We start from the raw sequence: 23,501 nt of genomic DNA, 5'->3' as shown, positions 1-23,501 counted from the left end.
CCGGGCGGCGACTGGTTAGGCTCGGAAGGGTGAGCAGGCTCCAGGTCGTCAGTGGCAAGGGCGGTACCGGCAAGACCACGGTGGCCGCGGCCCTCGCGCTCGCCCTCGCGACGGAGGGCAAACGCACCCTCCTCGTGGAGGTCGAGGGCAGGCAGGGCATCGCGCAGCTCTTCGAAACCGAAGCGCTGCCTTATGAGGAGCGGAAGATCGCCGTCGCTCCCGGGGGCGGGGAGGTGTACGCCCTCGCCATCGATCCCGAGCTCGCGCTGCTCGACTACCTCCAGATGTTCTACAAACTGGGGGGAGCGGGACGCGCCCTCAAGAAGCTCGGGGCCATCGACTTCGCCACCACCATCGCGCCCGGACTCCGGGACGTGCTGCTGACCGGCAAGGCCTGTGAGGCCGTGCGCCGCAAGGACAAGCGCGGCCGGTACACGTACGACTGCGTCGTCATGGACGCCCCGCCGACCGGTCGCATCACGCGCTTCCTGAACGTGAACGACGAGGTCGCCGGGCTCGCGAAGATCGGGCCGATACACAATCAGGCGCAGGCCGTCATGCGGGTCCTGAAGTCCCCGGAGACGGCCGTTCACCTCGTGACGCTGCTCGAGGAGATGCCCGTCCAGGAGACGGCGGACGGGATCGCCGAGCTGCGGGCCGCGCAGCTGCCCGTGGGCCGCGTCATCGTCAACATGGTGCGCCCGGCCCTGCTGGGCGACGCCTCCCTGGAACCGGTGCTCGACCGCACGCCCCGTACCGCCATCGCCAAGACGCTGTCCGCCGCCGGGCTCGGCGGGGCGCGGCGGGGCGGGGGCGCGGAGCGGCTGGTCGACCCGCTCCTGGAACAGGCCGCGGAGTACGCCGAGCGGTACGCCCTGGAGCGCGACCAGCGCGCCCAGCTGACCGAGTTCGGCCGGCCGCTGCACGAACTGCCGCTGTTCGCGGGCGGAATGGACCTCGCGGGCCTGTACGAGCTCGCCACGGAACTGCGGAAGCAAGGGATCTCATGACCAGGGACCGCACGACCAGGGACCAGACGCCCCAGGAACCGGCACGCACCCTGACCCCCGAACGCACGCTCGACGTGGACGCCCTGATCGACGACCCGAAGACCCGGATCGTGGTCTGCTGCGGCTCCGGAGGCGTCGGCAAGACGACCACGGCCGCGGCCATCGGGCTGCGGGCGGCGGAGCGGGGCCGCAAGGTCGTCGTCCTCACGATCGACCCGGCGCGCAGGCTCGCCCAGTCCATGGGCATCGACTCGCTCGACAACGTCCCGCGCCAGGTCAAGGCGATCGAGCCCGTCGAGACGGCCGATGGCTCGGGCGGGTCCGGCGAGCTGCACGCCATGATGCTCGACATGAAGCGCACCTTCGACGAGATCGTGGAGGCGCACACGGACAAGGAGCGCGCGAAGGCGATCCTCAACAACCCCTTCTACCAGTCGCTCTCCGCGGGCTTCGCCGGCACGCAGGAGTACATGGCGATGGAGAAGCTGGGGCAGCTGCGGTCCCGGGACGAGTGGGACCTGATCGTCGTGGACACGCCGCCGTCGCGCTCGGCCCTGGACTTCCTCGACGCTCCCAAGCGCCTCGGGTCCTTCCTGGACGGGAAGCTGATCCGGCTCCTGATGGCCCCGGCGAAGGTGGGCGGCCGGGCCGGGATGAAGTTCCTGAACGCCGGCATGTCGATGATGACGGGGGCCCTCGGCAAGCTGCTCGGCGGTCAGCTCCTGCGTGACGTGCAGATGTTCGTGACGGCCATGGACAGCATGTTCGGCGGTTTCCGTACGCGCGCCGATGCCACGTACCGGCTGCTGCAGGCGCCCGGCACGGCGTTCCTGGTGGTCGCGTCGCCGGAGCGGGACGCGCTGCGGGAGGCGGCGTACTTCGTGGAGCGCCTGGCCGCGGACGACATGCCGCTCGCGGGGCTGGTGCTGAACCGGGTGCACGGCAGCGGCGCCTCCCAGCTGTCGGCCGAGCGGGCCCTGGCCGCCGCGGAAAATCTTGAGGAGGGCGGCATTGTGGATCAGGAGGACGGGAAGGTAGCTGTTCGTAACTCCCCTGAGAATGACGCGACTTCAGAGACTCCCGCGCCGTCCGACTCCCCCGACCTGTCCGTCGAGAGCCCGTCCGTCGAGCAACTGACAGCGGGTCTGTTGCGGCTGCACGCGGAGCGCATGCAGCTGCTCGACCGTGAGCAGCGCACGCGTGACCGCTTCACCGCGCTCCACCCCGAGGTGGCGGTGGCCGAAGTGGCCGCGCTCCCCGGAGATGTGCATGACCTTGCGGGGCTCCGGGCCGTAGGGGACCGGCTGGCAGGCTGACGGAACGTGGGGTTCATCGGCCCGGATGCCCGGTTGCGCGGTCTGCTCGACCGCCGCCGGTCTACCCGACCGCCGCGTAGCTCTCGTACGTCTCCTCGTCCTCCAAGTCCACGGGCAGCAGGCCCGCGCCGCGCTCGTACTCCGAGCGTGCGGTCTCCAGGAGCCTGCGCCATGAGGTGACGGTGGGACGCCTGCGCAGCAGTGCGCGGCGCTCTCGCTCCGTCATGCCACCCCACACGCCGAACTCGACGCGATTGTCCAGCGCGTCGGCCAGGCACTCGGTCCGCACCGGACATCCGGTGCACACCGCCTTGGCCCTGTTCTGCGCTGCTCCTTGAACGAACAGTTCATCCGGATCGGTAGTGCGGCAGGCCGCCTGCGCACTCCAGTCGGTTACCCAGCCCATACCGGCGCCGTCCTCTCCCGAATCGAGGCTCCCCCACGGCGGCAGCGGCATATGCACCGCCGCCAGTTGAGGACGTTACGGAAGGTGGGCACAGCGCAACACCCCCTTCGGGCCCAATCTTGGATGGCCCGAACGGACTATGGGTAAGCGGCAGATCACCCGACGGAGTGAGCGGGCGACATCCGTGAGGAACCCGGCATTCCGGGACAGTTCAGTTGAGTCACAACGGACGCCGGGCGCCACATAAGGCGAATTCGGACATGATTCCGTCGGATGCGGGAGCGAGCAGGGCTTGGTGCCGAACCACTCTGCTGTGACAGTTGGGAGCAGCTTAGGCCAAGGCATTAAGGCCTGTCCGGCGAATCAGAACGTAGGCTGCACTCATGGGAAAGAAGCGCTCGGGCGGTGGTCTGTCACCTACTCAGCAGGCCGCGAAGTTCCTCGGAGTCAGCGTTCTGGCGGGTGCGGTGCTCGCCGGGATCGCCCTGCCCGCCTTCGGGGCGCTGGGCCTCGCGGCCAAGGGCTCGGTCGAGGGGTTCGACGAGATCCCCGCCAACTTGAAGCAGCCGCCGCTCAGTCAGCGCACCACCATCCTGGACAACAAGGGCGGTGCGATCGCCACGGTCTACTCGCGTGACCGCACGGTCGTCCCGCTCAAGGACATCTCGCCGTACATGCAGAAGGCGATCGTCGCGATCGAGGACGCCCGTTTCTACGAGCACGGCGCGGTCGACCTCAAGGGCATCCTGCGCGCGCTCAACCAGAACGCGCAGAGCGGCGGCGTCTCGCAGGGCGCGTCGACGCTCACGCAGCAGTACGTGAAGAACGTGTTCGTGGAGGAGGCCGGCGACGACCCGACGAAGGTCGCCGAGGCCACGCAGCAGACGATCGGCCGCAAGGTCCGCGAGCTGAAGTACGCGATCCAGGTCGAGGAGGAGCTGGGCAAGAAGCGGATCCTCAAGAACTACCTGAACATCACCTACTTCGGGCAGCAGGCGTACGGCATCGAGGCCGCCTCCCAGCGGTACTTCTCCAAGCACGCCAAGGACCTGAAGGTCCAGGAGGCCGCGCTCCTCGCCGGCATCGTGCAGTCGCCGAGCCGGTACGACCCGGTGAACGACGCGGCCGAGGCCACCAAGCGGCGCAACATCGTGCTGCAGCGGATGGCCGAGACGCACGACATCACGCAGGCGGAGGCCGACGCGGCCAAGAAGACCGACCTCGGGCTGAACGTGAGCCGCCCGAAGAACGGCTGCATCACCTCGGTCCGCGGCGCCGGTTTCTTCTGTGACTACGTACGCGAGGTGTTCCTCAACGACCCGGTCTTCGGCAAGACGAAGGAGGACCGGGCCAAGGTCTGGAACCGGGGCGGCCTGAAGGTCCGCACGACCCTTGATCCGCAGGCGCAGGACTCGGTGCAGGCGTCGATCAAGAATCACGTGAACAAGACCGACGACGTGGCGACAGCCGCCGCCATCGTCGAGCCGGGCACGGGCAAGATCCGCGGCATGGGCCAGTCGCGCCCTTACGGCTTCAAGAAGGACGAGACCACGATCAACCTCTCCGTGGACGACTCCATGGGCGGCGGCGCGGGCTACCAGCCCGGTTCGACGTTCAAGCCGATCGTCGCGGCGGCGGCCCTGGAGGGCGGCAAGTCGGCGGGACAGAGCTACTCGTCCCCGTACGAGATGCCCTACCCGGAGCGGGTCTCCACCTGTGGCGGCAAGCAGTGGGTGAACTCGGGCGGCGCGAAACTGGCCAACGAGAACGAGTCAGAGGTCGGCCCGTACGGCATGCGGGAAGCGACCGCGAAGTCCGTCAACACGTACTACGTGCAGCTCATCGGCGACATCGGCATCTGCCCGGTGACGAAGCTCGCCGCGAAGATGGGCGTCGAGCGCGCCGACGGCAAGAAGATGGACCAGGCGCCGTCGATCGCTCTCGGCACGCAGGAGATGTCGCCGCTGACGATGGCGGGCGCGTACGCGACGTTCGCCTCGCGCGGCACGTACTGCACGCCGATCGCCATCGAGTCGATCGCCACGCTCGGCGGCAAGTCGCTGCCGGTGCCGAAGTCGACGTGCTCGCGCGCGATGTCGGAGAAGACCGCCGACACCATCAACACGCTGCTCAAGGGCGTGGTCGAGGACGGTACGGGCAAGCAGGCCGGTCTCGGCTCCCGCGCCAGCGCGGGCAAGACGGGTACGACGGACTACCGCTACGCCGCCTGGTTCGTGGGCTACACGCCGAACCTGTCGGGCGCGGTCTGGGTCGGCGACCCGATGCACAAGCGGCGCATGGTCGACATCACCATCGGCGGCGTCCCCTACGGCAAGGTCTTCGGTGGCGAGGTGCCGGGCCCGATCTGGCGCGATGCGATGAGCGGCGCGCTCGCGGGCAAGCCGGCGCCGAACTTCCAGACCGTCCACATCCCCGGCGGGGACAAGGACGAGGACGACCACGGTGGCGGCGGTGGCCACGATGACGGCAAGCCTGGTGGTGACGGTGGCGGAGGCGGCCACGGCGGTGGCGGTGGCGGGAACCCGTGGCCCGACATCTCCATCCCCGGCGGGAACGGAAACGGCTTCGGCGGCGGAAACGGCTTCGGCGGCGGGATCGGTGGTGGCTGGCGGAGGTAGCTCCGGCCGGCTCACGGGCTCTGGCTGACGTGAGGCCTGTACGTGGATGAGGGCGCCCCCTGAGCAGGGGGCGCCCTCATCCACGTACCGGGTGGAGACTCAGCCCGCGAGGAGCTTCTTCACCGTGGCGGCGACACGGCCGCCCTCGGCCAGGCCCGCGACCTTCGGGTTCACGATCTTCATGACCTGGCCCATGGCGCGCGGTCCCTCGGCGCCGGCGGCCTTGGCCTCGGCGACGGCCTGGGCGACGATTTCCTGGAGCTCGTCGTCGGAGAGCTGCTTCGGCAGGTACTCGGCGAGGATCTCGCCCTCCGCCTTCTCCTTCGCGGCCTGCTCGGCACGGCCGCCCTCGGCGAAGGCCTCCGCCGCCTCACGGCGCTTCTTGGCCTCGCGGGCGATCACCTTCTGCACCTCGTCGTCGGAGAGCTCGCGGGCCGTCTTGCCCGAGACCTCCTCCTTCGTGATGGCGGTGAGGGTCAGCCGGAGCGTCGAGGAGCGCAGCTCGTCGCGCCCCCGGATCGCGGCGGTGAGGTCTTCGTGCAGCTTCGACTTGAGCGTGGTCATGCGTTGATTGTGGCAGGTGCGGACGATTCTCCGCGCACGGATTTCCCGGGCCTCGACTCCCTTGACACGCGGGCGGGTTGCTCCGGGACCGCCTCCGGGCCGCGCCCCGTCCGCCCCCGGCCACCCCTCAAGGCCACTGCCCGGGTCTGAGACGATGGGGTGATGCGCGCGCGATACGCAGTACCCCTGGGCATCACGGCGACGGCCGCGGCCGGTCTCGCCTATTCAGTGGGCATCGAGCCCCGTTCCTTCCGGCTGAGGCGGGTGACGGTGCCCGTGCTGCCGCCGGGGATGCGTTCCCTGCGGGTCCTCCAGGTCTCCGACATCCACATGGTGTCCGGGCAGCGCAAGAAGCAGCGGTGGCTGCGTTCGCTGGCGGGCCTGCGGCCCGACATCGTGATCAACACGGGCGACAACCTGTCGGACCCGGAGGGCGTGCCGGAGACGCTGGACGCGCTCGGGCCGCTGATGGAGTTCCCCGGGGCGTACGTCTTCGGTTCCAACGACTACTACGGCCCGAAGCCGCGCAACCCCGGCCGCTACCTGATCGAGAAGGTGCAGGGCAGGCACGGCCTGAACGGCAACGCTCCGGCCGTGGGCGTGCCCCGCAACCCGTGGGAGGGCCTGCGCGACGGCTTCGACGCGGCGGGCTGGGTCAACCTCACGAACACGCGGGGCGCGCTGAAGATCGACGGCTACGAGATCGCGTTCACGGGCCTGGACGACCCGCACATCAAGCGGGACCGGTACGCGGAGGTGGCGGGCGGTCCCGAGGCGGGCGCTGACTTCTCGATGGGCATTGTGCACGCGCCGTACCTGCGCTCGCTGGACGCCTTCACGGCCGACGGCTACCCGCTGATCCTCGCGGGGCACACGCACGGCGGGCAGCTCTGCATCCCCTTCTACGGCGCCCTGGTCACCAACTGCGACCTGGACACGGACCGCGTGAAGGGCCTCTCCCGGCACGAGTCCGAGGGCCGGACGTCGTACCTGCACGTGTCCGCGGGGTGCGGGGCGAACCGCTACACGCCGATGCGGTTCGCGTGCCCGCCGGAGGCGACGCTGCTGACGCTGACGGCGCGGGACTGAGAGACCCGGCCCGTACAACCGTCCCGTACACCCGGCCCCGTACTCACGGCCTGTACACACGGAAGGCACGCTTCCGGAGGTCGTGCTTACGGTGGAAGCATGATCGCGCCGACTTCTTCGAAGGACAGGGACCGGGGCAGGGACAGGAGTGGGGGCCGGGGCAGGGGTACGAGCGGACGACGGGACGCGCGCGTTCCCGCGGGGGCGGTCGTGCCCCCGGTCCGCCGCCCCCTCGTGGCCGCGTTCCGTGCGCTGATCGTGCTCGCCGCGGTGACCGGAGTCGTCATCGACCTGGTCATCGGGGACCCGCCGCGCGTCCTCAGCTACTTCACGGTCCAGAGCAACGTGCTGGTGGCGGTGGTGCTGGGGCTCGCGGCGTGGCGCTCGTGGGGAGGCCGGCCCGCGCTCCCGCCCTGGGTGACGGCGGGCACGCTGCTCTTCATCATGATCACGGGCTTGGTGTACCACCTGGTCCTGGCCGACGAGGCGAGCGGCTTCTCGATGACGGAGGGCGCGGCGGCCCTCTCCAGCTGGCACTCGGCGTCCAACCAGCTCCTGCACACGGTGACGCCGCTCGGCGTGGCCCTCGACTGGCTCCTGTTCACCCGCCCGGGCGGCCTCCGCCCGCGCCACGCGGCCCTGTGGCTGCTCTACCCCCTGGCCTACCTGGCCTTCGCCCTGACCCGCGGCGCACTCCTGTCCCCCGGCCCGATGTCCCGCTACCCGTACCCATTCCTCGACGTCGACCTGCACGGCTACACGGGCGTCCTCGCCAACGGCGTCATCTTCGGCCTCGCCTTCTACGCCCTGGCCCTCCTGATCGTCGGCCTCGACCGCGTGCGTCCGGTCCCGCGGGGCCCCGGGAGCGGCCCTACGAAAACCGGATTTCGTCTCCGGCCGCCGGTCCGCTAAAGTAATCGATGTCGCCACGACCTGCCCGCGAGGACAGGCCAGTGGAACAACGACATCGGGGTGTAGCGCAGCTTGGCAGCGCGCTTCGTTCGGGACGAAGAGGTCGTGGGTTCAAATCCCGCCACCCCGACAGCTGAAACACCAGATCAGGGCCAGCTCCTTCAATTGAGGGAGCTGGCCCTGACTCGTTGTGTGAACCTCTCGGGAGTAGACGGGGAGTGGATCAAGGAAATGCACTCCCCGTCATCACCCCGGACGGGCTCTCAGCAAGGCATCGAGCACACGCACCGGTGATCGCGGACGCATGGCCAGACGTGCGTCCAACGCCTCTTCCCACTGAACGGTGAGCTGCTCCATGAGCCGGTTCCTCATCCGCGCAGTGATGTGCGTGTAGCGCCATCGCCAACCTGCGGGTGAGGGCGAACAGCAATGGGGACGTCTTCGGCGACGCCGCAGGCCGCCTCACCGCTGAGGCGACCGGGCGTACCGTCCGGCACACCTATGACGCCGTGGGCCGACCCGTGCGCCGCACGACACCGACGGGTGCCACGACCAGCTGCGCGTACGACGCGGCAGGTAACCGCACCGGACACTCCCACCGGGCATGTCCTCAGCTCCCCCACGACCTCGCTGGGCAGGAACTTCTGCGCACCCTGGACGATGGCACCCAGACCCTTACGCTGCGGCAGAAGACTCGCCTCTCCCGCAAGCCCGACGCCTGACACTACGTCCGCGTCGGCTCCGCCGGTTCCGCTGCGCTCCACCCTTGACTCCCGCCCCTCCACCGCGACCTGCCCTTTGACCCGGACGGCCAGGGTGAGGCGGCGGATCCGGGTGGGAGTCAAGGGTGGAGCGGAGCGGAATCGGCGGAGCCGACGCGTAGCGCAGCGGAGCGCCCTTTACTCGCGGCCCGGAACCGCCACACTCCGGTCCACACCGGGCGGCCCCGGTCACCGTCGAAGACGCAGGGCGGGGTGGTTGCCTGCCCTGCGACGGGTCGAGGGCGTTCGGGACGTCGGCGTTCAGGAGGTTCAGTCCGTCAGTAGCCGAATCCACCGAGGCGCCTGGGGTGGGTTGGCTTGTGGGGCAAGTCACCTCTCAGGCGCGATGAGGCGTTTCGTACGAGGCCGTCTGTACTCGTGACGAGTGATCAGTCAGACCTACGCAGAGGACCCCGCCATGACCCAGACCGCCCCCAAGGGACCCGCCGCCTACTTTCCCTCCATCGAGAAGAAGTACGGGCGGCCCGTCGCCGAGTGGAAAGAGGTCATTCGGGCCTCGCCGCTGCGCAAGCACATGGAGCTCGTGGCATGGCTCAAGGACGAGTACTCCCTGGGGCACGGGCACGCCAACGCGCTCGTCGCGCACACGCTCGCCGAGGCCGCCAAGGATGGCAAGGACGACGGCAAGTAGAGCTCGTACTCCACGTCGTATCGGTGCCGGTCCCTCCCCTCGTGGGGACCGGCACCGATCGACGCGGAGGGCGCCGACCCGTGGTGCTCCCGCGTATCGGCGCGGATCAGGGAAAGTCCGGATTCGCGTTCGATGTGAATGCGGTCCGGGTATGGCCGTCTGCACAAGTCTTCGGAGCCACGCGGCGGCCCCGTCATCACTCCGGCACAAGCCAGGCTCAGAACGATCGGTGGTGTCAGGCGCCTTCGTGAGCAGTGAGCCGGTGACCTGCCAGGACGCTGCGTGGTTGGTTCGCTACTGCGATGAGATCCTGCCAGTTGCGGGTACCGCAGAGGAGGCACCGGATCCGTCCGGACTCCTTCGCCGCAGGTCAGCCGTATAAAGTGAGTTTTCCGGTCCGGATGACCAAGTGCGGCGGAAGTAAGGGGTGGAGGCCTTGAGTTCCGACTCAGGGGCACGCACAAGCTTCGCGGAACGTCTCGCGCTGCTGTACAAGGAAGCCGGCAACCCGCCCCTCAAGCGTGTGGCCGAAGCGGTCGTCCGCCTCCAGCGGGTCGACGAGCGCGGGCGACCCGTACGCGTGTCCGCCCAGCGGATCAGTGACTGGCGGCGGGCCAAGAACGTACCGGCGCAGTTCGCCGCGCTCGCCGCGGTGCTCCACGTCCTCATCCCCGACGCGCGCCGCGAGCGGCCCGCGCCCGTCTCCCCCGGTCTCTACGACATGGCCCAGTGGCACCGCCTCTGGGAGCGCGCCGTCGCCGATCCCGTCGGCGAGCGGTCAGCCACAGCCACGGGTCCCGACGGCACCCCTGACAGGGGAGAGCCGTCAGGGAGTGGGGACGGGGGCGGCCCCGGCGCGGGTGGGTTTGCCGGTGTCTGTCCTTATCGTGGGCTCGCCTCCTACCGGTCTCAGGACGCCCAGTGGTTCTTCGGGCGTGAGCGGAGCACCGACGCCCTCCTCGCCCAGCTCCGCGCCGCCGAGTCGGGCGGTCTCGTCATGCTCGTGGGCGCGTCGGGCGCCGGGAAGTCGTCCCTCCTCAATGCCGGTCTCGTGCCGGCCCTCCAAGGGGGTGCCTCGCTGGCCCGGGAGGAGGGGGGCGCGTGGGTCGCCGGGCCCGTTCTGCAGCTCGTGCCCGGTGCCGATCCCCTCACCGAGCTCACCCGGAACATCCCCGAGCTCGCCCGTGTCCTGCCTGCCGGGGAGGGCGAGCCGGGGGAGGACGAGCCGGCGGTGGACGACCGTGCTCGCGCGTGTGCGCAGAGCGTGCGGGAAGCCGTAGCCGCGTGGGGTGAGCGGGAGAGCGGAACGGCGTCGGCCGGGCGAGAGAGTGGCGCGGCGTCAGCCGGGCGGCAGGACAGCGCGGCGTCCGGCGGCCGGGAGAGCGGCACAGTGTCGGGCGGCCGGGAGAGCGGCACGGCGTCGGGCGGCCGGGGAGACGGCGCGGCGGCCGGTGAGCGCGAGGGCGGCGCGGCGTCCGGCGAGCGTTCCGGTGCCGAGGTGGGCGGTTCCAGCAGCCCCGACACCGTCGCCGTCAGCCGACCCGTCATCATCGTCGATCAGTTCGAGGAGACCTTCACCCTCTGCCCCGACGAAGCCGACCGGCGGGCCTTCATCCGGGTGCTGCACGCCGCCTGTTCGCCCGGGGAGGGCGAGACGCACGCACCGGCCCTCGTCGTTCTCGGGATACGGGCCGACTTCTACGAGGAGTGCCTCGGGTATCCCGAGCTGGCCGACGCGCTGCAGCACCGGCACATGGTCCTCGGGCCGTTGACGACGTCGGAGCTGCGCAAGGCGGTCACCGGGCCCGCCAAGGCCGTGGGGCTCGAACTCGAACCGGGGCTCGCCGAGCTGATCGTGCGGGAGGTGAGCACGGACGGGCCCCGCGGGGCGCACGACGCGGGTGTGCTGCCGCTGTTGTCGCACGCGCTGCTCGCCACCTGGCAGCGGCGGAAGACGGGGCGGCTGACGCTGGCCGGGTACCGGGCGGCGGGCGGCATCCAGGGTGCCGTCGCGGCGACCGCCGAGCGTGCCTGGTCCGGGCTCGACCCGGCGGCGCGGACGGCGGCACGGCTGCTCCTGCTGCGGCTCGTGCGGCTGGGCGAGGACACCCAGGCCACCCGGCGGAGGGGTACGCGTCGGCAGTTGGCCGAGGAGTCGACCGATCCCCACAAGACGGAGGAGTCCCTCGAAGCACTGGTCCGCGCCCGGCTCGTGACCCTCGACGCGGAGACCGTGGAGATCACCCACGAGGCGCTGCTGCACGCCTGGCCGCGACTGCGCGACTGGATCGACGAGGACAGGAACGACCATCTGCTGCGGCAGCGTCTCGAGGAGGACGGCAAGTCCTGGGAGGACTCCGATCGGGACTCGTCGCTGTTGTACAGGGGGTCCCGGCTCGAACAGGCGCGGGAGTGGGCACGGACCGCCGGCGACACGTATCTGACCAAGGGCGCCATGGAGTTCCTGGCCGCCTCCGCGCGGCTGCGCAGGCGCATGGTGTGGATCAGCCGGGGCGCCGTGGCGACACTGGTCGTCCTGGCGATGGTCGCCGTCGTGTCCGCTGTCGTCGCCCGGCAGCAGCGGGACGACGCGGTGTTCGAGCAGGTCGTCGCCGAGGCCGACCGCGCCCAGCACACCGACCCGTCCCTGTCCGCGCAGCTCGACCTGGTGGCGCACCGGCTGCGCCCCGGCGACGAGGGCACCCGCAACCGGCTGATCTCGATCGTGAACGCGCCGCTCGCCACCCCGCTCCTCGGCCACAAGGGCGCCGTCTACCTCACCTCGTTCAGCCCGGACGGGCGGCTCCTCGCCACGGCCAGCTACGACCGGACCGTACGCCTGTGGGACCTCTCCGACCCGACGCACCCCGAACCGCTGGGCAAGCCCCTCACCGGGCACAAGAGCTGGGTGAGCACCGCGGTCTTCAGCCCGGACGGCAACACCCTCGCGAGCGCGTCCGACGACGGCACGATCCGGCTGTGGAACGTACGGGACCCGCGGCATCCCCGGCTCCTCGGCAGCCCGGTGACCGGGCAGGGCGGGGCCATCTATCTGCTCGCGTTCAGCCCGGACGGGAAGACCCTCGCCGCCGCCAACGAGGACAAGGCCGTCCGCCTGTGGGACGTGGACGAGCCGCGCGAGCCGAAGCGGATCGCGAAGCTGACCGGGCACACCGAGGCCGTGCGGTCGGTCGCGTTCAGCCATGACGGGCGGACCCTCGCGGCCGGCGGGGACGACGGCACGATCCACCTGTGGAACACGGACGACCCGAACAGGCCGGAGCCCGTCGACACGGTGCTGCGCGGGCATTCGACCACCGTGCACTCCGTGGCCTTCAGCCCCGACGACGACACCCTCGCGAGCGGTGGCGCCGACAACACGATCCGGCTGTGGGACGTCTCCGACCCGGAGCACGGCAAGGCGCTCGGGACGCCGCTCACCGGGCACACCGGTCCGCTCTGGTCGGTCGCCTTCAATCCGTCGGGCACCATGCTCGCCGCCGCGAGCGCGGACAGCACGGCGAGCCTGTGGAACGTCCGCGACCCGTCGCATCCGTCGCAGGTCGGCGAGTCCCTCTCGGGCAGCAGCGGGGAGATGTACGCCTTGGGGTTCAGCCCCGACGGACGGTTCCTCGCCACCGGGAGCGGCGACAACAAGGTGCGCCTCTGGTCGATCTCGACGGGGGACATGCTCGGACGGATAGGGGCGTTCCGGCCCGACGGGAAGGTGCTGGCGACAGCCTCTCGGGACGAGAAGGTCCGGTTGTGGGACGTACAGCGGCCGGAACGTCCCACTCCGCTGGGCAAGCCGTTCCGTCCCGGGGAGGGCAACGTCCGGGCGCCGGTGTTCTCGCCGGACGGCCGTACGCTCGCCGTGCTGACGGGCAACCGTGCCGTGCAGCTGTGGAACGTCGCCGACCCGAAGCATCCCGTCCCCTACGGGCCGCCCGTCCGGCTGCGCACCCGGTTCGCCGCGGCGCTCGCCTTCAGCAGGGACGGCCGCACCCTCGCGACCCCCTACACCGACCGCACCATCCAGCTCTGGGACATCACCTCGCCCACCCGTCCGCGCAGGCTGGGCGAGCCGCTCACCGGCCATCAGGGGTACGTCAACTCCCTCACGTTCGGGCAGGACGGGCGCACGCTGGTCAGCGGCAGCGCGGACGGCACCGTACGGCTGTGGAACGTGACCGATCCGCGGCGGGCCGTGCCGTTCCAGCCGCCCCTCAAGGGGCACCTGGGTCCCGTCAACACCGTCGTCTACAGCCCGGACGGGCGCACGCTGGCCAGCGGCAGCGACGACGGCACGGTGCGGCTCTGGGACATCGGCGACCCGCGCGAACCCGCCCGGCTCGATGCCTCTCTCACCGGCCACACCGACGCCGTCGTCGCGCTGACGTTCAGCAAGGACGGCCACACCCTGGCGACGGGCGGCAACGACAACACGGTGCGGCTCTGGAACGTCGCCGACCCCACCGACACGTCCCCCATCGGCCAGTCGATGAGCCCCAACACCAAGATGGGGAGCTTCCTGTCCTTCAGCCCGCAGAGCGACATGCTGGGGGTGGCGAGCGGCACGGATACCGTCCGGTTGTGGAACTTGGACACCGAGGAAGCGGTTAAGCGGATTTGCTCGACCACTCGGGGTGTTCTCACCCGCGAGAAATGGGATGAGTATCTGCCCCGGCTCTCGTACGAGCCGCCGTGCGACGAGTAACAGACGGGCCCCACACGGGCTTCACACGGGCCTTTTCGGCCAGGATCCTGCCCGTTCGGGCACGCCGCACGCCTTCTCCGGCGATCGCCCGGGTACGTGATCCCGATCACAACTCCATACTTTATTCGCGGAGTTGACTCCCACTATCCATTCGGGCTTGTTACTGTTGGAACAGAGCCCGATCGCTGGTGCATCCCCCGTCGCCAGCGATCGGGCCCTTCCATTTGCGTCGACGCTTTTACCTTTTAGGCAAGAGATCGTTTCGTACGGAAACTTTCCAGCGCGGTCGTCAACTCCTCTTGAGGAGTCGTAGGGTGTGGGCCGGTCCCGACGGAACGGTCCCCGACGACGGATGGTGAGCGCGATGCCCAAGGCATACGAGCAGATAGCGGACGACATCCGCCGCTCCATCCGCGCGGGCCTGCTGCGGCCGGGCGAGCGGCTGCCCGCCGAGACGAAGCTCGCCGAGCAGTACCGGCGCAGCGTCCCGACGCTCCGCGACGCGCTCCGCCTCCTGCGGGAGGAAGGGCTCATCGAGAAGGAGCACGGGCGCGGCAACTTCGTCCGCAGGCCGCGCGCCGGTGTCGTCCGCGACAACTCCCGCCACCAGTGGGAGAAGAACCGCGTGCACCAGCCGGAAGAGCGCAGGGCGCGCACCGGCGCCACCGAGCACGACACCGGACTCGAACTCCAGGACCTCGTGTTCCACGCGGAGTACCGCGAGGTCCGCGCGGACGCACACCTCGCGTCCGTCTTCGACGTCCCGGAGGGGACACCCCTGATCGAGCGCTCGTACCGGACCCGGTACGCCGCCGAGAACGCCCCCTTCAACCTGGCCACCTCCTACCTGGTCCGCGACCACATCGCCGGGAACCCGGACCTCCTGGACGACACCAAGGAGCCGTGGCCCGGCGGCACGCAGAACCAGCTGTCCACCGTCGGCATCGAGCTGGACCGCGTCGAGGAGCGGATCACCGCACGGCCGCCCACGCCGGAGGAGGCCGCGGAACTGGAGCTGCCGCCCGGCACGTCCGTGCTGCTGCTCCGCAAGACGTCGTACGACACGCAGGGCCGCGTCGTCGAGGTCGCCCATGTCACCCTGCCCGGCGACCGCACGGAAGCCGTCTTCACCACTCCCCTGGAAAGGTGGTGAGTGCCGTGCGCCGGCGCATCATCATCGTCACCGCCGTCCACGCGCCGTCTGCCCCGTTCCTGTCCGACGCGTACGCGTCGCTGCTCGCGCAGGAGCTCCCCGACGGGTGGGAGTGGCACTGGCTGATCCAGGAGGACGGCAGGACGGACCAGGTCGCGCCGCACGTCCCGGACGACGAGCGCGTCACGTTCCGGCAGGGGCGGCCGGGCGGTCCCGGTGTCGCCCGCACGATGGCGCTCGCGCACGCCGACGGGGAGTACGTGAAGGTCCTGGACGCCGACGACCGGCTCGCCCCCGGCGCGCTGGCCCGCGACCTCGCGGCGCTCGAAGCGGACCCGCAGCTCGGCTGGGCCACCTCACGGGTGCTCGACCTGCTCCCCGACGGCTCCACGGTCGGCTTCCCCGGCGACCCGGAGCACGGCCCTGTGGAGCGCATGAGCGTCATCGACTACTGGTCGGGCCACGACTACCGCGCGCCGGTCCACCCCGCGACCCTCTTCGTCCGCCGTGACCTCCTCGTCGCCCTGGGCGGCTGGATGGCGCTGCCCGCCTCGGAGGACACGGGCCTGCTGCTCGCGCTCAACTCCGTCGCGCGCGGCTGGTTCTCGTCCGAGGTGGGGTTGCTCTACCGCAAGTGGGAGGGGCAGGTGACGGGCCAGAGCGCCCACACCGACACCGCGGAGCGGGACGCGCGCATGGCGGTGGTGGCGGAGCGGGCACGGTCGCTCTCCGCGTTGCGGTGGAGCTTCCCGCCGAAGGCGGACTGACTCCGCTCGGGCCAGGAACGCCTCACAGCGTCTCCGCGTCGACCCTGGAGAACACCAGCTCCGTCTCCTCGGTGATCGGCTCCCGCCACCGCACCGGCGGCGCGGGGTGCCGGATCGCCGGAGGGTAGGTCTCGGGGGCGTACTCGTTGATCAGCCGGTACGCGTGGAAGCCCGCCTCCCCCATCGTCTTCATCAGCTCGTCCACCGAGTCGCCGAGCTGTTCCATGCGGTCAGGCGTCACCTCCACAGCGATCTCCACGTCCTCGCGGAGGCTGCCCAGCGCGGGGGCCAGGCCGCGGACGACGCCCCCCTCCGCGCCCTCCACATCGATCTTGATCACGCGCGCGCGGGCCAGCTCGTCGGCCTCCAGGAGCTCGGGCAGCGGTGCGGCGTCCGCGTCGAAGGTGGACTCGGCGGGTCCGTCGTACGGAACGATGCTGTTCGCGCCCATGTTGTGCGAGCTGGCGAGGATGAACGTGAGCCGCTTGTGCGCGTCCGAGACGGCGGCGTTGACCGCGCGGACGTTGGAGCAGCCGTTCAGCTCGGCGTGCAGCAGCACCCGCTCGTGGAACGCGGGCGAGGCCTCGATCGCCACGACGTGCCCCGCCGGGCCCACGAGCCCGGCCCCCAGGACGGCGAAGTACCCCACGTTCGCGCCGACGTCGACGAAGACGTCCCCGGGCCCGAGGCACCCGCGCAGCCACCGTGTCATGTGCGGCTCCCAGGCGCCGAACAGGTACACGTAGCGCTGGATGAGGTCCTGGGTGTCGACGGCGAAGCGGTGGCCGTACCGGTCGGCGACGACGCGGCGGCGAGGGTTCTCGCGGAGGTGCGCGTTCAGGAACCGGGCGGCGAGCGCCGCTTTGCCGACGGTGCCGGGGGCGTCACGCACGTACCGCCGCCCGAGCGTGACCATCGTCTCCGAAAGGGGGGTGCTCATTCGACTGCCTGCCTCTCCGTCACGGTCGAATGAACCGTATCCGCCCCTCCCCCGCCCCCTACCGCCCGGCCCGGTCGAACGGCAGGTCCAGCATGCGGATCGCGTTGCCGCGCAGCAGCTTGTACGCGGTCTCCTCCGGAAGATGGCCGACGTGCTCGGCGGCGACCTCCTTGGTGTGCGGCCACGTGGAGTCGACGTGGGGGTAGTCCGTCTCGAACGTGGCGTTGTCGACGCCGACGGTCTCGATCGCCTCGATGCCGTGCTTGTCGCGGAAGAAGCAGCAGAAGATCTGCCGGTAGTAGTACGTCGACGGGGGCTCCGGGATCAGGTCCTTCACGCCGCCCCACGCCCGGTGCTCCTCCCACACGTCGTCGGCGCGCTCCAGGGCGTAGGGGATCCAGCCCATCTGGCCCTCGCTGTAGGCGAGTTTGAGCCGCGGGAACTTCACCAGGACGCCGCTGAAGAGGAAGTCCATCATCGACGCCATCGCGTTGTTGAAGGAGAGGGAGGCCTGGACCGCGGGCGGCGCGTCCGGGGAGGCGGCCGGCATCTGCGACGACGAGCCGATGTGCATGTTCACGACGGTCCCGGTCTCCTCGCAGGCCGCGAAGAACGGGTCCCAGTACCCGGAGTGGATCGACGGCAGGCCCAGGTACGTCGGGATCTCGCTGAAGGTGACGGCCCGCACCCCGCGTGCGGCGTTGCGTTCGATCTCGGCGACGGCGAGGCCCACGTCCCAGAGCGGGATCAGGCAGAGCGGGATCAGCCGCCCACCGCTGTCGCCGCACCACTCCTCGACCATCCAGTCGTTGTAGGCGCGGACGCAGGCGAGGCCGACCTCCTTGTCCTTGGCCTCGGAGAACGTCTGGCCGCAGAAGCGGGGAAAGGTGGGGAAGCAGAGGGACGCCTCGACGTGGTTGAGGTCCATGTCCGCGAGCCGGGCCTTGGGGTCCCAGCAGCCCTTGCGCATCTGTTCGCGGGTGATGCCGTCCAGCGTCATCTCGTCGCGCGAGAAGCCGACGGCGGCGATGATCCGCTTGTACGGGAAGATGCTGCCCTCGTACTCCCACCAGTCGGTGATCTGTCCCGCCGGGTCGGTCGTGAACCGGTACTTGCCGCCGACGTACTCCAGCTCGCCGATGCCCGCGGTGAAGGGCTTGGGGCCCCGGTCGCGGTACTTGGCGGGGAGCCATGTCTCGAAGAGGTGCGCGGGCTCGATCACGTGGTCGTCCACGCTGATGACCCGGGGGAGTTCCTTGGTGCCGTCCTCGCTGCTGACCACTGTTGTGCCCCCTACTGATCTGACGATCCATCAGATTTGGCGTCGGATCGAGATTATGGGCTCACTCCGCCGGCGGCAAGCGTCCGCCTGCAACTCGGCCCCTTGCGCGTCACGCCCCGATCCGCTGAACTGACGCCCCGTCAGGTTCGTAGGGAGGTCGCGCGATGCAGACGATCTGGCTCGGCGGAGCCGAGTGGGTGGCCGTACTCCGGATCGGGATCGGCCTGTGGTGGCTGGAGAGCTGGCGCCACAAGGACAAGAAGACGTGGTTCGGCGGGGGCGGCATCGGGTGGGCCGCGGGCATCGCCGAGAAACACCGGTGGTCCGCGGTGCGCGAGGGCTTCAACGTGGTGGTCAAGCCGCGGCCGCGCGTGATGGCGTACGTCGTCGCCTACGCCGAACTGGCCCTGGGCCTCGGCCTGATCGTCGGCTTCCTCACCCCCGTCGCCCTGGTCTGCGGATTCGTCCTCAACCTCGTCTACCTCGTCCTGATGATCCACGACTGGGCCGAGCAGGGGCAGAACCTCATGATGGCCCTCGCCTCGTTCGTCGCCTTCTTCGCGATGAGCTGGCAGACATGGTCACTGGACGACGCGCTGGGGATGTTCGTCTGAACACGAGCACGACCCGGCCCGCTCTCGTAAGATCGTCCGGTCATCTCAAGAGGGCACGGCTGGGGGCGGGTTGGGTACCGGAGAGCAACTCGTGACCGTGGGGGCCGTCCTGCTCGGCGCGCTGTCGACGCACGCGACCAACTACCTGATGGAACGCTCCCGCAACCGGCACCAGCTCCTGACCCGCTGGGACGACAGGAAGGTGGAGGCGTACGGCGCCTACGTCGACGCGGCCAAGGCACGGGTCGCCCACGCCGTCCGCCTCTACGAGTTCCGGGAGCACGGGCGCCACACCGAATGGTCGGAGCAGGAACTCCGCGCCGACCTCGCCGACGCGGGCCGCACCTGGGGCAGCGCCTTCGAACGCGTCATGCTCCTCGGCGGCGACGACGCCATCGAGGCAGGTCACGACCTCAACGCCCTGATCGCCGAGATCGACTGGCAGGCCACGGGCCGGATCACCGGGACCCTGGCCGAGTGGCGCGACCGGAACCGCGCCGCGTTCCGCGCCATCAACGACTTCCACGAGGCGGCGCGACGCGACCTCGGCATCCAGGGGAGCGTCATGGGCGAGAAGCACCCGGAGAGGGACCTGCTGCTCCCGCCCGTGGAACGGACCTGAGGTTCCTCCTCACTACGGGCGTACGTATGGCCAGTTGAGGCCCGACCTGTCACCCTGCCGCACATCCGGCACGATCCGCCGACGGACAGGGAGACGGCCATGACGGAACGCAGCCACGCCGCACGTGCCAGGAGCGCGGCCCTCCGCGCCGCCTCGGTCTGCCACCACGTCGAGCGGCACGAGGCGCCGGAGCACGTCGTGTGGAAGGCCGCGCACGCCGCCCGCGTGTCCCTCCAGGCCCTCGCCGTCCTCTCGGAGTCCGCCCCGGACCCGGCGGCGGACTCGCGCTGCGCGCGCAACGCGGCGGCGGCCGCGGCGCAGGCCGCGCAGATGGGGCAGCAGCACGACGGCGACAGCGACCTCGCCGTCGCCGCCTGCCGTGCCGCGCTCGGGGCGTCGCGGGCCGCGTCGGCCGCGGCCGGGCGGGAGGGGCTCGGCGCGGACGAAACCCTGAACGCCGCGGCGGACGAGGCCGAGGCGGCGGCGGTCACGGCCGCCGAACGCGCGGGCTGGATGCGGCCGGGACAGCGGCTCCCCGAGATGTCGACCGGCATGCGCAGCCCCGAGCTGATGTCGATGCTGCACTTCTGACGGACGTACGCGGGTCGCTCGGACGGTGGAATTGCCCGGGTTGCTGACGATGTCGGGCGCACCTTCCCGCCCTCAGCGCCGTTTGAGAGACCATGAACACCTCGAAGCGCATGCTCACCGCCCTGACCCTGACGGCGGCCGCCGCCTCCGTCGCCGCCGCCGCTCCCGCCCAGGCCGACCCCGTCGCCGGTGACGGCACCCGCACCGTGGGCCGTGTCGTCGGCGAGACCCTGATGAACCCGACCGAGACGGGCCGGGACATGCTGGACGCGGGCAAGACCGGTCTGACGGTGGTCGAGACCGGCATGAAGTCCATGCGGAACAGCTCGCGGTCCGTCCACGGCTGAGGTCTGTCGCGGAGCACCGGCGCGGGCGGACGCGACACCGTCCGCGCCGGTGCTCTTCCGTGCCTCAGGACACGGACGGCGGGCCGGAGGAAAATGGAGGCGTGCTGACCGTGCTGGTGCTGGTCGGGCGGGAGCGGGCGACGGAGCTGATCTCCCGGATCGAGAGCATCCCCGAGGTGTGCGTCCTCTCCCACACCCATGACAGCTCCCTGGCCCTTGCCCGCGCCCGGGTGCTGCTGCCGGACGCGCTGGTCATCGACGTGAGCACCCCCTCCGGGGACGCGGACGCGGTCGTCCACCGGGCGCGCGGGCTCGGTCCGGCGAGTGAGGTGATCCTGCACGCGGACGGTCGCCTCCCGCCGGACGGCCTGGTCCGCACACTCACCCGACTGGCCCGCGACCAGCACTCCGTCTAGCGGCCGGGTGTGCGGCGGCTCTGCAGGGTGCGGGCGAGGCGGGGGCCGAGGCTCTGCTTCAGCCGGCGCAGGGGCTGGAGGCGGCCGAGGGCCTGGTCGACGTGGAAGTACAGCTGCGGCGGCACGTAGGGCAGCAGAGGCGAGTGGCGCTGGCCGAGCAGGGCGAACATCTGGTGCGGCGCCAGGGCCATGTAGCGCGGCAGGTTCTCGTACCACTGGGCGCTGTGCCGTGCGGCGCTCTGCACCGGGAGCAGGGCCCGCCTGCGCTCCTGCTCGTACGCGGCGAGGGCGGCGGGCAGCTCCCGCGGTCCGGCGACGGAGCCCACCGCGCGGGCCAGGCTCATCGCGTCGCGCAGCGCGAGGGTGGTGCCGGCCCCGATGGAGTAGTGCGTGGTGTGGGCGGCGTCGCCGATGAGCGCGAGGTTGCCGTGTGACCAGGCCGCGTTCGTGACGGTCGGGAAGGCCTGCCACTGGGCGTGGCTCTCGATGTCCTTGCGGCCGAGGAGCTCATGGCCTTCGAGCAGGTCCGAGAAGAGCTCCTCCAGCAGGCGCAGGGCCTCCGCGTGGCCGAGCCGGTCGAAGCCGAGGGCCGACCAGGTGGTGGCGGAGCACTCCACGACGCAGGTGCTGTGCTCGTCGCTGAAGCCGTACGCGTAGCACCAGATCCAGCCGTGCCCGGTCTCGACGAAGGCGAAGGTGAACGCCGTGAAGACCCGGGTGGTGCCGAGCCAGATGAAGCGGTTGGCACCAGTGGTCACGCGGGTGCCGAACTCCGCCGCGTGTTCCGTGCGGAGCCCGCTGTGCGCCCCGTCGCCCGCGACGACGAGGTCCGCGTCGGGCAGGTCCGCGCGACCGCCGATCTCCCTGCCGAACTCCAGGCGCACGCCCAGGGAGCGGGCCCGGTCGGCGAGGATCGTACGCAGCCGGTGGCGGCCGATGGCGTGGCCGGGGTCGCCGTCGTGCGCGGTGGTGCGGTCGCCGACGTACGCGAACCCGCCCCGCCAGCACACCGACTGCTCCTCGATGAGGCGGGCCGACTCGGGGTCGTGGGCATGCAGGTCCGCCAGGAGGTCTGGCCAGTACGTCACGCCCCAGCCGTAACTGGTGCCTTCCGCGTGCCGCTCGTGGACCGTGACCTCGTGAGCCGGTTCCCGGAGTTTGGCGAGGACGGCCAAGTACAAGGAGGCGGGCCCTCCACCGACACAATCGATCTTCACGCGGGCTCCTGTGTGATCTTCGGGAGGAGCCTCAACGTAAGGGAGGTCGGTACGTGCGGAGTGCGCCACGCTGCGGGACCGGCGCGAGTTCAGCAGATGGGACCGCGCCGACCGGAGCGGTCCGGTGGCCGTACGGGTACGGGTCTCGGCCGTGACGCGTCCGGTGGGCTGACGTCTCTCCGCCGATCCTGTATACCCGCAGAGAGCAGATCGTCCGATCCGGTTCGGTCCTGGTCGGTCACGGTCGGTTCCGCACCCGCTGTCGGCCCCGGAGGTGTGAGGGGTATGTCGCCGCACCGTCTGTCCATCGCGGGCCTCGCGCACTCCGACGTCTGCGCCGTGCTGCGGCTCAGCGGCGAACTCGACCGGGCGTCCGAGAAGTTCTTCATGGACACGCTGGCCGTCCCGGTCGACGCGGGCCGGAGCCACATCATCCTCGACGTGACCGCCCTGACGTTCTGCGACTCGCGTGGTCTGAACTGCCTGCTCGCCCTGCACTGGCTCCTGCGGCGCAGAGCCGGCGCCCTGATGCTCGCGGGCGTGGGCCGCCGCCTCGCCGCGCTGCTCGAACACAGCGGCAGCACGGCCCTGTTCTCGTCGCACACCTCGGTCGGTCAGGCCCTGCGCTCCCTGCCTGAGCCCGCCCGGCCGCACTGGCCGCCGCCCGCGGACCGGAGTTCGGACGAGGGCGTGTCCCCACCCGCGTAGGGGGCGACGTGCTGCCGGACGTACGCCAGGCGGCGCACCCCGAGATGCGATCAGGGCCCCGCACCACTGTGCTGACGGACATGAACGACGACATAGCGAACCCGGTGGAAGCAGCCACCACCCGGCGCCGTGCTCTGGGCGCGGCCGTGGGGCTGCTGGTCGGAGGGGCGGTGCCGCTGACGGCGACGCGCGCGACGGCCAGATCGGACGGCGGGCCGCCGGACGAGTGGGACATGCCGGGCGCGTCCGACCACGTCTGTGCCGGTGAGTACGACCCCGAGTTCGAGGCCGCACTGGCGGCGGCGGACGACCGTCTCGGCACGGAGGAGACGCGGGGCCCACGGGAAGGACCCCCGCAGCAGTACGCGCTGCCGCTGCGCCGCGGGTTCAGGGTCACCGCGCGCTACGGCATCCGCGGCGACTGGCTGGCCGGACACCACACGGGCATCGACCTGGGCGTTCCTCGCGGGACGCCCGTCTACGCCGTGGGCTCCGGCGTCGTGCTCGTGGCGCGGTGGTCGGGTGCGTACGGCAACGCCGTGACGGTGCGGATGCCGGACGGGCACTACGCCCTCGTGGCGCACCTGTCGAGCATCGCGGTCCGTGAGGGCGCGAGGATCGGCGCCGGTGCTCTCCTCGGCAGGAGCGGCGCCACCGGACGTGCCACGGGCCCGCACCTCCATCTGGAGGTGCGGGCCCGCCGCGAGTACGGATCGGACATCAATCCGGTGAGTTACCTGGCCAGGCGCGGAGTGCGGCTCCTGTGACGGTGACGGAC

The 23,501-nt window shown here is 70.8% G+C and carries 21 protein-coding genes and 1 tRNA gene; 17 read left to right on the top strand and 5 right to left on the bottom strand.

Annotated elements, in window-relative coordinates:
• Positions 1-29 precede the first annotated feature (29 nt).
• Both DEJ47_RS20440 and DEJ47_RS20435 read left to right on the top strand, forming a co-directional pair.
• The gene (locus DEJ47_RS20440; protein WP_150170366.1) at positions 30-1,010 is read left to right on the top strand and encodes an ArsA family ATPase; all 981 of its coding nucleotides are present in this window, start codon (positions 30-32) and stop codon (positions 1,008-1,010) included.
• The gene (locus DEJ47_RS20435) at positions 1,007-2,326 is read left to right on the top strand and encodes an ArsA family ATPase (protein ID WP_150170364.1); all 1,320 of its coding nucleotides are present in this window, start codon (positions 1,007-1,009) and stop codon (positions 2,324-2,326) included. The genes DEJ47_RS20440 and DEJ47_RS20435 overlap by 4 nt, the downstream gene beginning before the upstream one ends.
• A 61-nt stretch (positions 2,327-2,387) precedes the next feature.
• Here DEJ47_RS20435 and DEJ47_RS20430 read toward each other — a convergent pair whose 3' ends face one another.
• Positions 2,388-2,732, bottom strand: coding sequence for a WhiB family transcriptional regulator (locus DEJ47_RS20430; RefSeq protein WP_030782081.1), 345 nt, complete (start codon positions 2,730-2,732; stop codon positions 2,388-2,390).
• Positions 2,733-3,115: 383 nt separating this feature from the next.
• Between DEJ47_RS20430 and DEJ47_RS20420 the strand changes: the two genes are divergently transcribed.
• Positions 3,116-5,371, top strand: a complete 2,256-nt coding sequence (locus DEJ47_RS20420; RefSeq protein ID WP_150170362.1) for a transglycosylase domain-containing protein — start codon at positions 3,116-3,118, stop codon at positions 5,369-5,371.
• Positions 5,372-5,470: 99 nt separating this feature from the next.
• Here DEJ47_RS20420 and DEJ47_RS20415 read toward each other — a convergent pair whose 3' ends face one another.
• Positions 5,471-5,935, bottom strand: coding sequence for a GatB/YqeY domain-containing protein (locus DEJ47_RS20415; protein WP_150170360.1), 465 nt, complete (start codon positions 5,933-5,935; stop codon positions 5,471-5,473).
• Between the two features lie 162 nt (positions 5,936-6,097).
• Between DEJ47_RS20415 and DEJ47_RS20410 the strand changes: the two genes are divergently transcribed.
• The 7 genes from DEJ47_RS20410 (at position 6,098) to DEJ47_RS20370 (ending at position 15,986) form a co-directional block, all read left to right on the top strand.
• On the top strand, positions 6,098-7,024 hold the full coding sequence (locus DEJ47_RS20410) for a metallophosphoesterase (protein WP_150170358.1): 927 nt from the start codon (positions 6,098-6,100) through the stop codon (positions 7,022-7,024).
• A 99-nt stretch (positions 7,025-7,123) separates the two neighbouring features.
• Entirely contained in the window at positions 7,124-7,936 is an 813-nt protein-coding gene (locus DEJ47_RS20405; RefSeq protein WP_190415479.1) for a Pr6Pr family membrane protein, read from the top strand.
• 56 nt (positions 7,937-7,992) lie between these two features.
• Positions 7,993-8,066 (top strand) — tRNA-Pro (locus DEJ47_RS20400).
• A gap of 1,049 nt (positions 8,067-9,115) precedes the next feature.
• Positions 9,116-9,349, top strand: coding sequence for a DUF4287 domain-containing protein (locus tag DEJ47_RS20385; protein ID WP_150170356.1), 234 nt, complete (start codon positions 9,116-9,118; stop codon positions 9,347-9,349).
• 427 nt (positions 9,350-9,776) lie between these two features.
• Positions 9,777-14,066, top strand: a complete 4,290-nt coding sequence (locus tag DEJ47_RS20380) for a hypothetical protein (RefSeq protein WP_223828421.1) — start codon at positions 9,777-9,779, stop codon at positions 14,064-14,066.
• Between the two features lie 364 nt (positions 14,067-14,430).
• Positions 14,431-15,219, top strand: coding sequence for a GntR family transcriptional regulator (locus DEJ47_RS20375; RefSeq protein ID WP_150170354.1), 789 nt, complete (start codon positions 14,431-14,433; stop codon positions 15,217-15,219).
• A 5-nt stretch (positions 15,220-15,224) separates the two neighbouring features.
• The gene (locus DEJ47_RS20370; RefSeq protein WP_150170352.1) at positions 15,225-15,986 is read left to right on the top strand and encodes a glycosyltransferase family 2 protein; all 762 of its coding nucleotides are present in this window, start codon (positions 15,225-15,227) and stop codon (positions 15,984-15,986) included.
• Between the two features lie 22 nt (positions 15,987-16,008).
• On the opposite strand, the gene DEJ47_RS20365 is transcribed toward DEJ47_RS20370, so the two are convergent.
• On the bottom strand, positions 16,009-16,926 hold the full coding sequence (locus tag DEJ47_RS20365; protein ID WP_150170350.1) for an FkbM family methyltransferase: 918 nt from the start codon (positions 16,924-16,926) through the stop codon (positions 16,009-16,011).
• A 58-nt stretch (positions 16,927-16,984) separates the two neighbouring features.
• Positions 16,985-18,208 (bottom strand): amidohydrolase family protein, encoded by a 1,224-nt coding sequence (locus DEJ47_RS20360; RefSeq protein WP_150170348.1) that lies wholly within the window; start codon positions 18,206-18,208, stop codon positions 16,985-16,987.
• Positions 18,209-18,372: 164 nt separating this feature from the next.
• On the opposite strand from DEJ47_RS20360, the gene DEJ47_RS20355 reads away from it, so the two are divergent.
• From DEJ47_RS20355 to DEJ47_RS20335, 5 genes are all read left to right on the top strand, one after another.
• Positions 18,373-18,822 (top strand): DoxX family membrane protein, encoded by a 450-nt coding sequence (locus DEJ47_RS20355; protein WP_150170346.1) that lies wholly within the window; start codon positions 18,373-18,375, stop codon positions 18,820-18,822.
• A 91-nt stretch (positions 18,823-18,913) separates the two neighbouring features.
• A complete protein-coding gene (locus DEJ47_RS20350) occupies positions 18,914-19,444 on the top strand; it encodes a hypothetical protein (protein ID WP_161237122.1) in 531 nt (176 codons plus the stop codon).
• 99 nt (positions 19,445-19,543) lie between these two features.
• Positions 19,544-20,035 (top strand): hypothetical protein, encoded by a 492-nt coding sequence (locus DEJ47_RS20345; protein ID WP_150170342.1) that lies wholly within the window; start codon positions 19,544-19,546, stop codon positions 20,033-20,035.
• Between the two features lie 92 nt (positions 20,036-20,127).
• Entirely contained in the window at positions 20,128-20,382 is a 255-nt protein-coding gene (locus tag DEJ47_RS20340; RefSeq protein ID WP_150170340.1) for a hypothetical protein, read from the top strand.
• 101 nt (positions 20,383-20,483) lie between these two features.
• Positions 20,484-20,798: a hypothetical protein gene (locus DEJ47_RS20335; protein ID WP_150170338.1), complete on the top strand. Its 315-nt coding sequence runs from the start codon at positions 20,484-20,486 to the stop codon at positions 20,796-20,798.
• Here DEJ47_RS20335 and DEJ47_RS20330 read toward each other — a convergent pair.
• Positions 20,795-22,015 carry an FAD-dependent monooxygenase gene (locus DEJ47_RS20330; protein ID WP_150170336.1) on the bottom strand — a complete coding sequence of 407 codons (1,221 nt, stop codon included), beginning with the start codon at positions 22,013-22,015 and terminating at the stop codon, positions 20,795-20,797. The two genes, DEJ47_RS20335 and DEJ47_RS20330, sit on opposite strands and share 4 nt — an antisense overlap.
• Positions 22,016-22,300: 285 nt before the next feature.
• Between DEJ47_RS20330 and DEJ47_RS20325 the strand changes: the two genes are divergently transcribed.
• A complete protein-coding gene (locus DEJ47_RS20325) occupies positions 22,301-22,723 on the top strand; it encodes an STAS domain-containing protein (RefSeq protein ID WP_150170334.1) in 423 nt (140 codons plus the stop codon).
• Between the two features lie 80 nt (positions 22,724-22,803).
• Positions 22,804-23,490, top strand: coding sequence for a M23 family metallopeptidase (locus DEJ47_RS20320; RefSeq protein ID WP_150170332.1), 687 nt, complete (start codon positions 22,804-22,806; stop codon positions 23,488-23,490).
• Positions 23,491-23,501 lie beyond the last annotated feature (11 nt).

Origin of the sequence: Streptomyces venezuelae (genome assembly GCF_008642355.1) — a bacterium.
In the GTDB taxonomy this organism is placed as follows: domain Bacteria; phylum Actinomycetota; class Actinomycetes; order Streptomycetales; family Streptomycetaceae; genus Streptomyces; species Streptomyces venezuelae_B.
This window is presented reverse-complemented; position numbering and strand designations above follow the sequence as displayed.

Bases quoted from the DNA above. Each gene is read 5' to 3' on its own strand.
- DEJ47_RS20435 (WP_150170364.1), top strand. From the start codon at position 1,007: ATGACCAGGGACCGCACGACCAGGGACCAGACGCCCCAGGAACCGGCA.
- DEJ47_RS20430 (WP_030782081.1), bottom strand. From the start codon at position 2,732: ATGGGCTGGGTAACCGACTGGAGTGCGCAGGCGGCCTGCCGCACTACC.
- DEJ47_RS20420 (WP_150170362.1), top strand. From the start codon at position 3,116: ATGGGAAAGAAGCGCTCGGGCGGTGGTCTGTCACCTACTCAGCAGGCC.
- DEJ47_RS20415 (WP_150170360.1), bottom strand. From the start codon at position 5,935: ATGACCACGCTCAAGTCGAAGCTGCACGAAGACCTCACCGCCGCGATC.
- DEJ47_RS20410 (WP_150170358.1), top strand. From the start codon at position 6,098: ATGCGCGCGCGATACGCAGTACCCCTGGGCATCACGGCGACGGCCGCG.
- DEJ47_RS20405 (WP_190415479.1), top strand. From the start codon at position 7,124: ATGATCGCGCCGACTTCTTCGAAGGACAGGGACCGGGGCAGGGACAGG.
- DEJ47_RS20385 (WP_150170356.1), top strand. From the start codon at position 9,116: ATGACCCAGACCGCCCCCAAGGGACCCGCCGCCTACTTTCCCTCCATC.
- DEJ47_RS20375 (WP_150170354.1), top strand. From the start codon at position 14,431: ATGCCCAAGGCATACGAGCAGATAGCGGACGACATCCGCCGCTCCATC.
- DEJ47_RS20365 (WP_150170350.1), bottom strand. From the start codon at position 16,926: ATGAGCACCCCCCTTTCGGAGACGATGGTCACGCTCGGGCGGCGGTAC.
- DEJ47_RS20355 (WP_150170346.1), top strand. From the start codon at position 18,373: ATGCAGACGATCTGGCTCGGCGGAGCCGAGTGGGTGGCCGTACTCCGG.
- DEJ47_RS20345 (WP_150170342.1), top strand. From the start codon at position 19,544: ATGACGGAACGCAGCCACGCCGCACGTGCCAGGAGCGCGGCCCTCCGC.
- DEJ47_RS20340 (WP_150170340.1), top strand. From the start codon at position 20,128: ATGAACACCTCGAAGCGCATGCTCACCGCCCTGACCCTGACGGCGGCC.
- DEJ47_RS20325 (WP_150170334.1), top strand. From the start codon at position 22,301: ATGTCGCCGCACCGTCTGTCCATCGCGGGCCTCGCGCACTCCGACGTC.
- DEJ47_RS20320 (WP_150170332.1), top strand. From the start codon at position 22,804: ATGAACGACGACATAGCGAACCCGGTGGAAGCAGCCACCACCCGGCGC.